This is a genomic window from Xanthomonas cannabis pv. cannabis (assembly GCF_000802365.1).
GTDB lineage: Bacteria > Pseudomonadota > Gammaproteobacteria > Xanthomonadales > Xanthomonadaceae > Xanthomonas > Xanthomonas cannabis.
Genome location: NZ_JSZE01000003.1, coordinates 16,244 through 30,158 on the forward strand (window position 1 = coordinate 16,244; position 13,915 = coordinate 30,158).

The window sequence follows — 13,915 nt, forward strand, 5'->3', positions numbered from 1 at the left end:
CGGCTTCTGGCCACTTGCACCGACCGCGCTGCACCGGCGGCGCGCCGTGCACGCGCACAGTGCATAAAGCGCGACGTTGGGCAATTGCGACCGTCATGGCTGTGGTATTTTCGGCCCTGCCGTGCCGTGCCTGGCCGCGCCTGTTGGCGATCGTCAAGGCCCCTTCCAGTTGTGCGACCGGTGTCCGAGTGCATGTCCCTTCGTAGCGAGCGCGTCACGCAGCTGGGCTCCGTTCCGCGGTTCCGCCTGGGCCCGTTGCTGGTCGAACCCGAGCGCCTGGTGCTGATTGACGACGGCCGGACCATCACGCTGGAACCGCGCATGATGGAAGTGCTGATCGCGCTGGCCGAGCGCGCCGGCGAGGTGGTCAGTGCCGAGCAGTTGCTGATCGAGGTGTGGCACGGCAGCTTCTACGGCGACAACCCGGTGCACAAGACCATCGCCCAGCTGCGCCGCAAGCTGGGCGACGACAGCCGCCAGCCGCGTTTTATCGAAACCATCCGCAAACGCGGCTATCGCCTGCTGCCGACGGTGGTGTTTCCGCAGGATTATCGCGGCACAGTGCTGGGCAGCCAGCACTGGGCCCACGGCAGCCCGTACGTAGGGCTGCAGGCCTTCGACCCGGCACATGCGCAGGTGTTTTTCGGGCGTAGCCATGCCATTGCGCAGGTGGCGGCCGCAGTGCGCGCGCAATTGCACAGCCGGCGCGGGCTGGTGCTGGTGAGCGGCGCCAGCGGCTGCGGCAAGACCTCGTTGCTGCGGGCAGGCGTGGTGCCGTTGCTGTGCCAGCCCGGCGGGCTGGATGGGCTGGAAGCGGTGGCGGTGGCGTATTGCAACCTGGCGCAGTGCCGCGGCGGCGACGTGCTGGACACGCTCGCGCGCGCACTGGGCGAATGGGCGCCGGGCGACCGTGCGGTGTTCTCGCCGGCGCAGGCAGCAAACCTGCCCGGGTGGCTACACCAGCCCGCCCCGTTGCATGCGGCCATCGAGGAGGCCATGCGCCACTGCGCCCCAGCGCGCGACAGCCTGCCGAGCCAGCGGCATCTGCTGCTGGTGATCGACCACGCCGAAGCGATGGTGGCCACACCTGGCATCACCGACGCCGATCGCGCGGCGCTGGCCATGGCCTTGCAGGCACTGTGCGCCAGCGCGCACGTGGCCGTGCTGATGGGCACCCGCAGCGATTTCTATCCGCGCCTGATCGATGCATTGCCGGCCATCATCGAGCTCAAACGCGGCGACGGGCATGTGGATCTGTTGCCGCCGCGCGACGGCGAGATCGGCCAGATCATCCGCGTGCCGGCCGCGATGGCGGGGCTGCGGTTCGAGGAAGACCACGACAGTGCCAGCCACCTGGACGATGTGCTGCGCGACGCCACCGCGCGCCAGCCCGATGCCTTGCCACTGCTGCAACACCTGCTGCAGGCCTTGCACGCGCAACGCAGCGCCGATGGCCTGCTGACCTTTGCGGCGTACCGCGCCCTGGGCGGACTGGAAGGCGCGCTGGCGCATCATGCCGAACACACCTTCGGCGCACTGCCGGCCGATGCGCAGGCCGCGCTCGGCGAAGTGCTGACGTTGCTGAGCGTGATCCACCCCGACAGCGATGCGGTGACCGCGCGGCGTGCGCTGTGGGCCGCATTGCCTCACGGCAGCGGCGCACGCGTGTTGGTCGATGCGTTCGTGCATGCGCGGCTGTTCGTCAGCGAACTGGTGGCCGGCGAGCCGGGCTTTGCGGTGGCGCACGAAGCGGTGTTGCGGCAATGGCCGCGCGCGGCCGAGTGGACCCATGAAAACCGCCGCCTGCTGCAGGCACGCAAACACCTGCACCTGGCCGCGCAACGCTGGGCTGCCGAGGGCCGGCGCACCGATCACCTACTCAACAGCGGCCGCCCATTGAGCGAGGCGCGCGAAGCGGCGCGGCGCATGCCGCAGGACCTGGATGCGTCGGAGCTGGCGTTCCTGCGCGCCTGCGAACGCTCGCAACGCCAGCGCCGCGGCCTGTACGCCGCGGCCGCCGCATTGCTGGTGATGCTGGCCAGCGCCTCGCTGCTGCTCGGCTGGCAGGCACGCCAGGCCCAGCAGGTGGCCGAACAGCGCCGCGACCAGGCGCAGCAGCTGGTGGGCTACATGCTGGGCGACCTGGCCGAGCGGTTGCGCACCGTGGGCAACCTGACATTGCTCGATAGCGTGGGCAGCCGTTCGCTGCAGTATCTGGAAGATTTGCCTAGCGCGAGCATGCACACCGGCGACCTGATCAACCACGCCCGCGCCCTGCGCACCACCGGCGAGGTGTTGATGAATCAGGGCAAGCTGAAAGAGGCCCATGCCGCTTTCACGCGTGCCGCCGCCACCGCCGAACAGGCGCGTCTGCATGCGCCCGACGTGCTGGAGGCACGTGCCGAAATGGGGCAGGCGGCGTTTTGGCTGGGGAGCATGGCCTATCGCGGCAAGCAGTTTCCGTTGGCGAGGACGCATTGGTCGCACTACCTGGCCGCCAGTGAATGGCTGGTGCGCACCGTCCCGGACGACGCTCGCTGGCAGCTGGAGCTGTCGTACGCACTCAACAATCTCGGCATGCTGGCCATGGCACAGGGCGATGCCAGGACGGCAATCGGTTTTTTTGCGCGCGACATTGCGCTCAAGCGTGTGCTGATCGCACGGAGTCCGGACAACGCATCGCTGCGTTACGAGTTGATCGACAGCTTGTCGGGGCTGAGCCTGGCGCAGGAGAACCAAGGCTTGTTGGCGCCTGCCGAGCAGGGCTACCGCGACCAGATCGCGATGCTGCGCGTGCTGGTGGAGACAGATCCGGATGCACATGCCTGGCAACGGCGTCTGGCGGTGTCGCTGATCCGCGTCTCCAACCTGGCATTGGTACAAGGCCACCTACTACAGGCGCAGCGCGACGCACAGGACAGCGTGCGCATGCTGCAGCCGTTGGTCGTACTGCAGCCGGACAACCAGACCTGGCGCAGCGATCTGGGGCATGCCTACGCGCAGGCCGGCTGGATCGCGGCACTGGACGGGCATTCCGATCAAGCCAGGCAGCAACTTGGCCAGGCGCATGACACCATGACCCGCCTGCTGCAACAGTCGCAGCCGCTGCCCGACTGGCAATTGCTGGATGCCATCATCGAGATGCGCCTGCACCGCATTCACGCTGCCAACGCAGGCGATCTCGATCGAATCGTCGCGCGTGTGGATGCGTTGCATCACGCCAAGCCCGACGATCTGTCGGCCATCTCGACATTGGCGCTGGCACTGGTCTGGCAGGGCGAACATCGCGCGGCAACCGGCAATCACGAGAGCGCGCGTGCAGCGTGGCAGCACGTGGTGACGCTGCTCGGCAAGGATGGCGGCAACAGCCGCGACAAGAACCTGCTCGACCCCTGGATTCGCGCCCACGTGCATCTGGGCCAGCGCTCTGCCGTTACGCAACAGCTCGGATGGCTGTACCAGGCGGGCTACCGCCACCCGGGGTTTGTCTCCTTCTATGGCCCGCCTCTCAAGGAACAGGACAAGTCATGACGGATTTCAGCATCAAGCTCACGGTGGCGCGGGTGGGATTTGGAGGAAATACAGGCGCCGGCGAATATTTCTACAGCTTTGCTCCGGACCTGCTGATTGTCGACAAGGACGACGGTGTCTCGACGTTGACGTATCACTTCGAAGAAGACGTGGTCCCCAAGCATTTCATCATCAAGAGCCTGCTGACGACCGATGCATTCAAACAAATCGGTGACCCCGTCATTGCCCCTGACGGCCGCAGCGTCGAAGTCGTCAACGCCAACAGCGTCCCTACCCTGATTTTTCTGACCATCATCGTCGAAGACCCAACCCGCACGGACAAGAAGGGCAACAAAGTCTGGTTCAGTTGTGATCCCCAGGTGGGTAACGACCCGAAGATCAACCCGCAGGAAGTACCGCCAATCAACAAGAGCAGATAACAAAGCGACTGCGCTCATCGTCAGGCGGGCGCGGCCGGCGCTCGGCGCAGCATGCACCACGCGTCCATTGCGATGCCTGTGCGCCGGCCGCACCCACCTGACGACTGCTCACCAGGTTTTGGTCATCGCTCCAGATGTCCCCGGCAATGCTGGCACCGCTGCCGCCTGCGGATACGTGCTCGCCCGAGCGGGACGGTCACAGCCAGTCCGCAGGCGCATCGGGGCCGGGCGAGACGCATGGATGCCGATCGCATGTACGGGCAGCGGCGCGTTGCAGCTGCAGCGCGCCGGGACCGACAACCCTCCTCAGCATAGGGTCAACGGCCGACGGCTCGGCCAGCAACGCGGCCTGGACCCAGGGTGCAGGCAGTTCGGCCTGGGTGGGGCCCGCCCAGGCCCCCATGGCGAGCAGAACGGCGCGCAGGACAATGGGGTGGGGGTGGCGCATGAGGGGCTCCGCAGCAGACCGGAGCGCGGCGCGTTTCCGGACGGCTTTCGAGCCGCCGGGCGACCTTCGTGCACGGCGTCGCGGCTGACCTGACGGCAACCTTACGGTTGCTGGTCATGAATGACGGACGCGCGAAATCCTTTACAGAACAGTTGCATAGACTTGGTGCACCGGGCGAGCTTCGTTTGCTGGCTAAACCCCGAGTGGCTTCGCCCGTACCCTCACCCCAACCCCCGCTCCGCGCCCCGGCCCGCGCTAGCAGCGCGGGCGCTCCAAGGCACGCGCGCCAGTGGCGCGCAAGCGGTGCCTTCTCGCCCCGCCGGGAGAGGGGCTATCTGGCGCGCCCTGACCGATCCAGACGACCACAGCTGTTCCTTCTCCCTTCGGGACATTGTCCTCCTTCATGGGGGAGAAGGTGCCCCGCAGGGGCGGATGAGGGTACGGACGAAGCATTCGTGTCATCTGAGTCGACGTATGGCTTCGCCCCGTACCCTCGCCCCAACCCCTCTCCCGCAGGAGAGGGGCTTTGGCTCGTCTCGATTCCCGAATCCCGAATCCCGAATCCCGGCACTCAAATCACCCGCAACGTAATCGCCTTCAACACTGCGCGCGTGCGGTCGCGGGTGCCGAGCTTTTCCAGGATGGTGGAGACGTAGTTCTTCACCGTGCCTTCGGCCAGGAACAGGGTGCGGGCGATCTCCTTGTTGGAGTAGCCGCCGGCCAGCAGGCGCAGGATGGCCACCTCGCGTTCGCTGAAGGTCTCGCGCGGGGCCTGCTGGTCGCGGAACTGGTAGCGGGCGCGCACCGGGTCGGTGCTGACCGGCTGCAGCAGGGTGTCGCCGGCGGCCACTCGCTCGATCGCGTCGCGCAGGTCTTCCGGTGCGGCGTCCTTGAGCAGGAAACCTTGTGCGCCGGCTTCGCTGGCACGCAGCAGCAGGTCGCTGTCGTCGAAGGTGGTGAGCAGCAGCACGGGGGTGCGGTCGCCGCGGGCGCGCAGCTGCTCCAGTGCCTGGATGCCATCGATGCCGGGCATGCGGATGTCGCTGAGCACCACGTCCACCGTGTGGGTGGCCAGCGCATCCAGCAGGCCCTGCCCGTCGTCGGCCTCGCAGACCACGGCCACGCCCTGCTGTTGCAACAGCGCGCGCAGGCCGGCGCGGACCAAGATCTGGTCGTCGGCCAGGGCGATTCGAAGTGAACTCATTGCGGAAGTCTCGCAGTCAGGTGCATGCCGCCATTGGGGGTGCGGCCAAGGTCGAGGTGGCCGTGCAGGGCGGCCAGCCGCTCGCGCATGCCGGTGATGCCATTGCCTTCGCGGATGCGCTCGGCGCGGCGGCCGTCGTCGCAGATGTCCACGTGCAGCTGGGCATCCCGATAGTGCAGATGCACGGCCACCTCGTCGGCATCGGCATGCCGCACGGCATTGGTCAGCGCCTCCTGCACCAGCCGCAGCAGCAGCTCGGCCACGCGCGCGTCGGTGATGCGCACGTCGGCATCGATCTGCAGCCGCAGCGCCGGGCGCGGGAACGGGGCGGCCAGCGCGCGCAGCGCGGTCTGCAGGTCCAGGCCCTGGTCGTCGCGCATGGACTGCACGACGTTGCGGATGTCCGCCAGCAGTTCCGCCGAGAGCTGTTCCAGCACCCGGATGTCGTCGCGCTGCCGCAAGGCCGGGTCGGCACCGAGCAGGCGCAGGTTGATGCGCATGGCGGTGAGCTTGTGCCCGGCCACGTCGTGCAGCTCGCGCGCCAGGCGCAGGCGCTCGGCATCGCGGGCGCTGTCGGCCAGCAGTGCGCGGGTGGCCAGCAGGTCGGCATTGACGTAGGCCAGCGCGTCGCGTGCGCGCTCGGCACTGCGCGCATAGTGCGCAGTGAGCGCGGCAAAGGCCTGGAAGCCGGCGTAGATGCTGACGATCAACAACGCCCGCTCGAACCCGGCCTGCACCAACACTGCATACATGCCCGCGTTCAACACCAGTGCCAGCAGCAGCACGCGCAACGGCGGCCAGGTCATCCCTGCCTGCGCCACCAGCATCACCAGCAATACCGGCGCCGTGCCGGCACGCGGCTCCATCCAGACCAGCAACAATGCCAGGACCGCCTGCAACAGCGTTGCCACAGTCCGTAACGCAAGCGCCTGCGGCAGCACGGTATGCAATACAAACAACGCGGTGAAGCCGGCCAGCAGGCCCCAACGCCAGACGCCGTGGGGCGAGGCGTCGGGCATGAACGACAGCGCCACTGCGGCAATGGTGAACCCACCGGCCAGACGCAGGGGGTGCAATAGATGGGAGAAGGACGAATGCATGCGGCGATGCTGACCGCCCTGCGGCCGCTCGGCAATGCTGTGCCTGCAGAAAGTGACTTCCGGCAGGTGGGATCGATGACCTGCGGCCCCTGTGGTCGATGCGGCGCGTGCGCACACTGGCATCACCAACCACCCCATCGCCACGGAGTTACGCCATGTCTGCTTCCAGTCTGTTTCTCGTCCTCAACCTGGTCTGGGGTGGCTATGAGCTGCTGCTCAGCCGTCGCCGCCGCGCCAGCGATGGCGGCGCGCACGACCAAGGCACCTTGAAGCATCTATGGCGGGTGCTGTCTGCGGCGGTGGCGGTTGCAGTGGCGCTGGCCTACAGCGGCCTGGCGCATTGGCCGCAGGGCTGGGATGCCTCGCTGCAGTGGGCCGGCTGCGCCTTGATCGGCAGCGGGCTGGCGTTGCGCGTGTGGGCCATCCAGGTGCTGGCACGCTGGTTCACGGTGGATGTGACCATCCAGCCGGATCACCAGTTGGTGCGCCGCGGCCCGTATCGCTGGCTGCGGCATCCGTCCTATACCGGCGCACTGCTGGCCTTTTACGGGCTGGCCCTGGGCATGGGCAACGCGTTGTCGGTGGCGGCGATCGTGGTGCCGGTGACCCTGGTCTTCCTGCACCGCATCCGTGTCGAAGAAGCCGCGTTGCAGCGCGCGTTTCCGGTGGCCTACCCGGCGTATGCGGCGCAGAGCCGGCGATTGCTGCCGCTGGTGTGGTGAGCGGAACGCTGGCGTGCAGCGATCACATGCTGCTTGCCAGACGGCTCGCAACCCTCGTCCTTGCGCCGGCCACTCCTGCAGCCCCGTCCCTGCGCCGCACCGATCGCCTTACACTCCGGGGCTCCCCCGCCGCCGCTGTCCGTCTTCGATGATCATTTCCGCCGCTTCCGACTACCGTGCCGCCGCGCAGGCGCGCTTGCCGCCCTTCCTGTTCCATTACATCGATGGTGGGGCGTACGCCGAGCACACGCTGCGGCGCAATGTCTCCGACCTGGCCGATATCGCGCTGCGCCAGCGGGTGCTGCGCAATATGTCGGACCTGAGCCTGAGCACCGAGCTGTTCGGCGAAACCCTGGCCATGCCGGTGGCGCTGGCACCGGTGGGGCTGACCGGCATGTACGCGCGGCGCGGCGAAGTGCAGGCCGCACGCGCCGCGGCGGCGCGCGGGATTCCGTTCACCTTGTCCACGGTGTCGGTGTGCCCGATCGAAGAAGTGGCGCCGGCCATCAGCCGGCCGATGTGGTTCCAGCTGTACGTGCTCAAGGACCGCGGCTTCATGCGCAATGCGCTGGAGCGCGCCAAGGCCGCCGGGGTGACCACGCTGGTGTTCACCGTGGACATGCCCACGCCGGGCGCGCGCTACCGCGATGCGCACTCTGGCATGAGCGGGCCCAATGCGTCGCTGCGGCGCATGCTGCAGGCGGTGACGCACCCGCGCTGGGCGTGGGATGTGGGCCTGCTCGGCAAGCCGCATGATTTAGGCAATATTTCCGCCTACCGCGGCAGCCCGACCGGCCTGCAGGACTACATCGGCTGGCTGGCGGCCAATTTCGACCCCTCCATCTCGTGGAAGGACCTGGAATGGATCCGCGAGTTCTGGACCGGGCCGATGGTGATCAAGGGCATCCTGGACCCGGACGATGCGCGCGATGCGGTGCGCTTCGGCGCCGACGGCATCGTGGTCTCCAACCATGGCGGGCGCCAGCTGGACGGTGTGCTGTCCAGCGCGCGCGCGTTGCCGGCGATTGCCGATGCAGTGAAGGGGCAGCTCAAGATCCTGGCCGACTCGGGCATCCGCAGCGGGCTGGACGTGGTGCGCATGCTCGCACTCGGTGCCGATGCGGTGTTGCTGGGGCGCGCGTTCGTCTATGCGCTGGCGGCCGGTGGCCAGGCTGGCGTGGAAAACCTGCTGAGCTTGATCGAAAAGGAAATGCGCGTGGCGATGACCCTGACCGGCACCCATTCGATTGCCGAGATCAGCGGCGATGCGTTGAGCCGGGTGACGCGGGAGAATGTGGTCTCGCCTTGACGGGATTCGGGATTCGGGATTCGTTGGTAGCAGAGCGGACGATCTGCGGCTTTGCTGCAGGGCCCTCGCCCGCCTGGTGGCTGCGCAGTCGTCCCGTTGCCTGCTCTTAGTGGTTGTCGTCGCCGGTGGGCAAGTATTGCTGCAACGCCAGTACCGATTCCCAAGGGTCTGCGCGTTGACGCTTGGCGCGCTGCATGGCCTTGTCCATCGGGAAGGCATCCGGGCCGCTGATCTTGCCGAGTTCTTCCCAGCGCAGCGGTACGGCGACGGTGGCCTTTTCGCGCGCGCGCAGCGACCACGAACACACGCTGGTATTGCCGCGCCCGTTGCGCAACCAATCCACAAAGATCACGCCGTGGCGCTTGGCCTTGCTCATGGTGGCCACGTAGCGCTCCGGTGTCTGCGTGGCCAGGGCCTGCGCGAACGCCTCGCAGAAGTCGCGCGCCCGGTCCCAGCTCGCGTCGGGCACGATGGGCACCACCACATGCAGCCCCTTGCCGCCGGACAGGCGCACCGCGCTTTCCAGCCCGACCGCGCGCAGCTTGGCGCGGATCTCGCGAGCGGCGGCCACCACCTCCGGCCAGGCGACGGCATCGCCCGGATCCAGATCGAACACCAGGCGGTCCGGGTGCTCCGGGTCGTCGACCCGTGCGCCCCATGGGTGCAGCTCCAGGGTATTCATCTGCACCAGCTCGAGCAGCCCGGCGGCGTCTTCGATATACAGGTAGTCCTCGGTGCCGCTCTTCTGTTCGAGCGGGATCGCCTTGATGTGCGCGCCCAACTGGCGGCCCTGGTGCTTCTGGAAGAAGCAGTCGCCGCCCACGCCGTCCGGGCAGCGCAACAACGACAGCGGCCGACGCGCCACCTCCGGCACCACCAGCGACGCCACCGCACGGTAGTACGCCGCCATATCGCCCTTGCTGATGCCCGATGCGGGAAAGACCACGCGCTCGGGATGGGTGATGCTCACCGCGTCCACGGACAGGGTGGCCGATGCGGTGGACACCGCAGACGCAGCCACGGTTGAAGACTTCGCGCCAGCTGCCGCAGCGCGCTTGCCCGCGCGTTTTTGTGCGGTCCTGGTGGCCACCTTGCTCACCGTCTTTGCAACCGTCTTGGTCACGGTCTTGCGCGTGGCAGTGCGTGTTTTTGCCGGGATCGCGCGCTTGCCGGCCGCAGGCGTGCGGGGCGCTGCGCGGTCGCCGCCCAGATCGGTCATCGGTTTGTCCTCGCGTAGACGCTTGAAGGCAGCCTGCCGCAGCAAGCCCTGCTTGGCCCAGCCGCGGAATGCGATCTCGGCGATCAGCTGCGGGCGCACCCAATGCACATCGCGCGGTCGGCCGGGGATATGCGCAGGCAGCTCCAGCGTGGCCGTGTCGCTCTGCAAGGCCTGCAGCTGCGCGGCAATCTGCCCAAGCAGCGCGCCGTCGAAACCGGTGCCCACCCGGCCGACGTAGCGCAACGTGTCGCCGTCCGGCTGCGCCAGCAGCAAGGCACCAAAGCCGCTGCGTGCGCCCTTGGGGTCGGTGTACCCCACCACCACAAAGTCGTCGCTGTCTTCGTGCTTGGTCTTGACCCAGTCGGCACTGCGCCCGCCGCGGTACACAGCGTCGGGACGCTTGCTCACGATGCCCTCCCAGCCCTTGCCCGCGCTTGCCGCAAACACTTCGGGGCCGCGCCCGATGACATGCTCGCTGTAGGCCAGCGTGCCCGGCTTCTCACCGAGCAGCGCGCGCAGCAGCTGCTTGCGTTGCAGCAGTGGCGTGTCGCGCAGGTCCACCCCGGCCACGCCGAGCAGGTCGAACGCGAGATAGCGCAGCGGTTGGCGGGCACTGCCATCGATGGCCCGCTGCAGTGCAGAGAAATCGCTGCGCCCGTGCGCGTCCAGCACCACCAGCTCGCCATCCAGCCGCGCGTCGCGCACCGGCAGCGCCTGCAACGCGGTAACTACGTCGGGAAAGCGCTCTGTCCATGCCTGGTCGTTGCGCGAGCGCAGCTGCGCGCTGCCGTCGACCAGATCGGCAAGCAGTCGGTAGCCGTCCCATTTGATCTCGTGCAGCCAGGCCTCGCCATCCGGCGCCTGGTCGCGCAGCAAGGTCAGCTGCGCGACCAGGCCGGTGGGGCACGCGCCATCACGTGCGCCATCCAGCGCCAGCGCGCGGCGGCGCCATGCGGCATCGGCCGCCGCGCCAGCGCGCGGCGCGGGTGCCTGCTTGCGTGCGGGCCGGGGTGCTTGCTGTGCCACCGCCCTGTCCGGCTGCCGCTGTGCACGGCTGGGCCTGGCGCGCCTGCCAGGTACTGCGGCAGCACTGTCGCCAGTCCGTTCCACGATGGCATCGGCATCCAGGTCTGCCGCAAACGCATCGGTGCGCTTGAACAGCAGCCACTGCGGCTTGCCGCCGCGCATGCGGGTGCGCACCAGCGCAAACCCGCCCTGCAGGTGCTCGCCCTGCAAGGTGAATTCCAGCTTGCCTGCGTCCAATGCAGCAAGCACGTCGCCATCGCAGTGCCAGTGGCCGTGGTCGAAGATCTGCACATGCCCGCCGCCGTACTGCCCTTGCGGGATGTCGCCTTCGAAGCCGGCGTAGGACAACGGGTGATCTTCCACCTGCACGGCCAGGCGCTTTTCTCCGGCCCGCAGCGATGGCCCCTTGGGCACCGCCCAGCTCTTGAGCACGCCATCGGCTTCCAGACGGAAATCGTAGTGGCGCGCACTGGCATGGTGGAGCTGCACCACAAAGATCGGCTGGGCGCTGGCAGGCGCCGGCGCATCCGCTGCCGGCTCCGGGGTCTGGTCGAAGCGGCGCTTGGCCGTGTAATCGCGCAGGCCCATCGCTTAGCCGGCCTTGCGCCGCGGCGCAGCCTTGGCAGCGGTCTTCTTGGTGGCCTTTGTCGCGGTTTTCTTGGCGGCCTTCTTGGCCACCTTCTTGGTGGCGGCCTTCTTGGCCGGCGCCTGCTCCGCCGCTGCCGCGCCGGTCTTCTTTGCCGGCGTGCGCGTATTGGCCTGCAGGCTCTTCTGCAGCAAGGACATGAAATCCACCACGTTGGTGGTGGCGTCTTCGTGCTGGGTGGGCTCGATGTCCACCTGCGTGGTGCCGGCCTTTTCCTTGATGCGCTTGCGCAGGATCTGCTCGAGCTTGCCGCGGAACTCGTCGTGATAGTCCTCCGGCTGCCAGGTGCCGGACATCGACTCGATCAGCTGCCTGGCCATCTCCTGCTCCTTGGGCGTAATGCGGTACTCGCCCACCGCGCCGGCCGGCAGCTTGAAGTCCTGCGGGTCCACCACCTCCTGCTGGTAGCGCAGCAGCAACAGGATCAATGCATCGCCCTGCGGCATGACGGCGGCCAGATATTCGCGGGTGCGGATGACCACCTTGGCGATGCCGACCTTGCCGGTGTCGCGCAAGGTTTCCCGCAGCAGCACATAGCCCTTTTCAGCCTTCTTGCCCGGCACCAGGATGTAGGGCTTTTCGAAATACCGCGGGTCGATATCGGCCGCGTCGACGAAGGTTTCCACCTCAACGGTCTCGTGGCTTTCCGGCGCGGCCGAGCGGATGTCCTGCTCTTCGACAATGACGTAGCTGCCCTTGTCGTACTCGAATGCCTTGACGATCTCCTTCCACGGCACTTCATCGCCGGTGTCGGCATTGACACGCTCGAAGCGGATCGGCTTCTTGTCGCGCGAATCGAGCATGCGAAAGTGCAGGTCCACCTTGCGCTCGCCCGACATCAGCGACACCGGCACATTGAGCAGGCCAAACGATAATGTTCCGGTCCAGATCGGTCGAGCCATCAGTGCGCCACTCCATGGACGGCGGCATCGGGAATGTGGTCCAGCGCCAGCCACGCGTCTTCGACGATGGCGCGCACGTGCGGCCATTCCAGACGCGAGCCGCCGCGCATGCTGTCCCAGTGCGCAGCCAATGCCTGCTCGCACTGCGCATCGGCGCCACGCGGCCAGTCTGCGGCGTGGGTGACGCGCGCAAACGCGTAGGCCGGCGCGAGATCGCCCCAGGTCGGCCCGCCGCGTCGGCGGCGACGGTGATAATCGGCACGGCTGTAACACCGGAAGTCCTGCGCCACGCCATCGGCGTCCACCCCAGCCCGTGTGCGATGCGTTCGCTTGGGCAACGTGGGGTCGGCAGGCGCACTGAACAGGCGACGATCGGGACGACGGTCCAGGGGGCGCATGGTCTGCTCCACGGTGCGGCATTGGGGGGGTCACATCAGTAACGCCGCTGACGTGATCCATGCGTGAGAAATCCGCATGGTCTGCGATTTGCGTGACCTTCACTGCGCGCGCGGTGAACTGGCGCCCCTCATCGACACCAGGAGCCCTGCATGTCCCGTGACCCCTTGCGCGACCAACCCGCTCACCCGGGCGAACAGCACGGTAAGCGCGATGCCGAGCATCACGAAGACCGCGGCGCCGGCGACGCACCGGAGACGCTGATTCCCGCCGACGACACCACCCCGGCCAAGAAGCCCGGCACTGCGCCGTAACCGTTCGCCGTCATGGCCGGGTGTGTGCGCCCGGCATGCGCAGCACCGGCCGTGGCGCGGGGCATCGAGGCGCGGGGCGCGCGTGACATGGCGCAACCTGGCGCTGGCATCCCCGGAGTTGACGCGCCACCTGTCCGTGGCAGCGCAACGCGCCCAGTGCTGCCGGCTTTCTCTCATCTGCAGGTGCGGTAACAGGCGCTCGTCGAAACATCGGCGGCCATGACCGCCGGATCGTCACATCAAGACCGTGGTGACGATCCACACGCCCAACCTCACACGCGCCCGGCCGCCTGCAGCTGTGCCATCTCCTCATCGCTGAACAGACGCGACCGCACCAGGAAGCGCACTCCCTCGCCGTTCTCCAGCGAAAACATGCCGCCGCGCCCTGGCACCACATCGATGATCAGCTGGGTGTGCTTCCAGTAGGCGAATTGCGGCGCGCTGATATAGAACGGTGCGCCGGCAATTTCGCCCAGCAGGACATCGCGGTCGCCCACGATGAATTCGCCCACCGCAAAGCACATTGGCGAAGACCCATCGCAGCAGCCACCGGACTGATGGAACAGCACATCGCCGTGCCGCGCGCGCAGCGTGTCGATCAACTGCGACGCCGCCAGGGTGGCCATTACCTGTGGCGGCACCTCGACGCGCGGAGTGGTGTGGTGCATCGGCTGTCTCC

Annotated in this window: 11 protein-coding genes and 1 other RNA gene; 6 read left to right on the forward strand and 6 right to left on the reverse strand. The window is 67.7% G+C overall.

Annotation, left to right across the window (positions count from 1 at the left end):
- Positions 1-192 precede the first annotated feature (192 nt).
- The 3 genes from OZ10_RS00705 (at position 193) to OZ10_RS20460 (ending at position 4,078) form a co-directional block, all read left to right on the forward strand.
- The gene (locus OZ10_RS00705) at positions 193-3,531 is read left to right on the forward strand and encodes an nSTAND1 domain-containing NTPase (RefSeq protein WP_039563663.1); all 3,339 of its coding nucleotides are present in this window, start codon (positions 193-195) and stop codon (positions 3,529-3,531) included.
- Positions 3,528-3,950, forward strand: coding sequence for a hypothetical protein (locus OZ10_RS00710; protein ID WP_039406945.1), 423 nt, complete (start codon positions 3,528-3,530; stop codon positions 3,948-3,950). The genes OZ10_RS00705 and OZ10_RS00710 overlap by 4 nt, the downstream gene beginning before the upstream one ends.
- Positions 3,951-4,001: 51 nt before the next feature.
- A non-coding RNA gene (locus OZ10_RS20460) (sX9 sRNA) lies at positions 4,002-4,078 on the forward strand.
- Between the two features lie 891 nt (positions 4,079-4,969).
- Here OZ10_RS20460 and OZ10_RS00720 read toward each other — a convergent pair.
- Both OZ10_RS00720 and OZ10_RS00725 read right to left on the reverse strand, forming a co-directional pair.
- The gene (locus OZ10_RS00720) at positions 4,970-5,602 is read right to left on the reverse strand and encodes a response regulator transcription factor (RefSeq protein ID WP_039406942.1); all 633 of its coding nucleotides are present in this window, start codon (positions 5,600-5,602) and stop codon (positions 4,970-4,972) included.
- Positions 5,599-6,825 (reverse strand): sensor histidine kinase, encoded by a 1,227-nt coding sequence (locus OZ10_RS00725; RefSeq protein ID WP_039407109.1) that lies wholly within the window; start codon positions 6,823-6,825, stop codon positions 5,599-5,601. The genes OZ10_RS00720 and OZ10_RS00725 overlap by 4 nt, the downstream gene beginning before the upstream one ends.
- Before the next feature lie 32 nt (positions 6,826-6,857).
- Between OZ10_RS00725 and OZ10_RS00730 the strand changes: the two genes are divergently transcribed.
- Positions 6,858-7,424 (forward strand): methyltransferase family protein, encoded by a 567-nt coding sequence (locus tag OZ10_RS00730; RefSeq protein WP_039563664.1) that lies wholly within the window; start codon positions 6,858-6,860, stop codon positions 7,422-7,424.
- A gap of 148 nt (positions 7,425-7,572) precedes the next feature.
- A complete protein-coding gene (gene lldD / locus OZ10_RS00735; protein WP_039563665.1) occupies positions 7,573-8,733 on the forward strand; it encodes an FMN-dependent L-lactate dehydrogenase LldD in 1,161 nt (386 codons plus the stop codon).
- A gap of 106 nt (positions 8,734-8,839) precedes the next feature.
- Here lldD and ligD read toward each other — a convergent pair whose 3' ends face one another.
- Genes ligD through OZ10_RS00750 form a run of 3 tightly spaced genes read right to left on the reverse strand, consistent with a single transcriptional unit; the run spans position 8,840 to position 12,924 of the window.
- A complete protein-coding gene (gene ligD, locus OZ10_RS00740) occupies positions 8,840-11,566 on the reverse strand; it encodes a DNA ligase D (protein WP_039563667.1) in 2,727 nt (908 codons plus the stop codon).
- A 3-nt stretch (positions 11,567-11,569) separates the two neighbouring features.
- Complete coding sequence (gene ku, locus OZ10_RS00745) at positions 11,570-12,526, reverse strand: non-homologous end joining protein Ku (protein WP_039406931.1); 957 nt, start codon at positions 12,524-12,526, stop codon at positions 11,570-11,572.
- Complete coding sequence (locus OZ10_RS00750) at positions 12,526-12,924, reverse strand: hypothetical protein (protein WP_039406927.1); 399 nt, start codon at positions 12,922-12,924, stop codon at positions 12,526-12,528. The genes ku and OZ10_RS00750 overlap by 1 nt, the downstream gene beginning before the upstream one ends.
- A gap of 150 nt (positions 12,925-13,074) precedes the next feature.
- Between OZ10_RS00750 and OZ10_RS22645 the strand changes: the two genes are divergently transcribed.
- Positions 13,075-13,236 carry a hypothetical protein gene (locus tag OZ10_RS22645; RefSeq protein ID WP_068835635.1) on the forward strand — a complete coding sequence of 54 codons (162 nt, stop codon included), beginning with the start codon at positions 13,075-13,077 and terminating at the stop codon, positions 13,234-13,236.
- Between the two features lie 272 nt (positions 13,237-13,508).
- On the opposite strand, the gene OZ10_RS00755 is transcribed toward OZ10_RS22645, so the two are convergent.
- The gene (locus tag OZ10_RS00755; RefSeq protein ID WP_039406926.1) at positions 13,509-13,904 is read right to left on the reverse strand and encodes a DUF779 domain-containing protein; all 396 of its coding nucleotides are present in this window, start codon (positions 13,902-13,904) and stop codon (positions 13,509-13,511) included.
- Between the last annotated feature and the right edge of the window lie 11 nt (positions 13,905-13,915).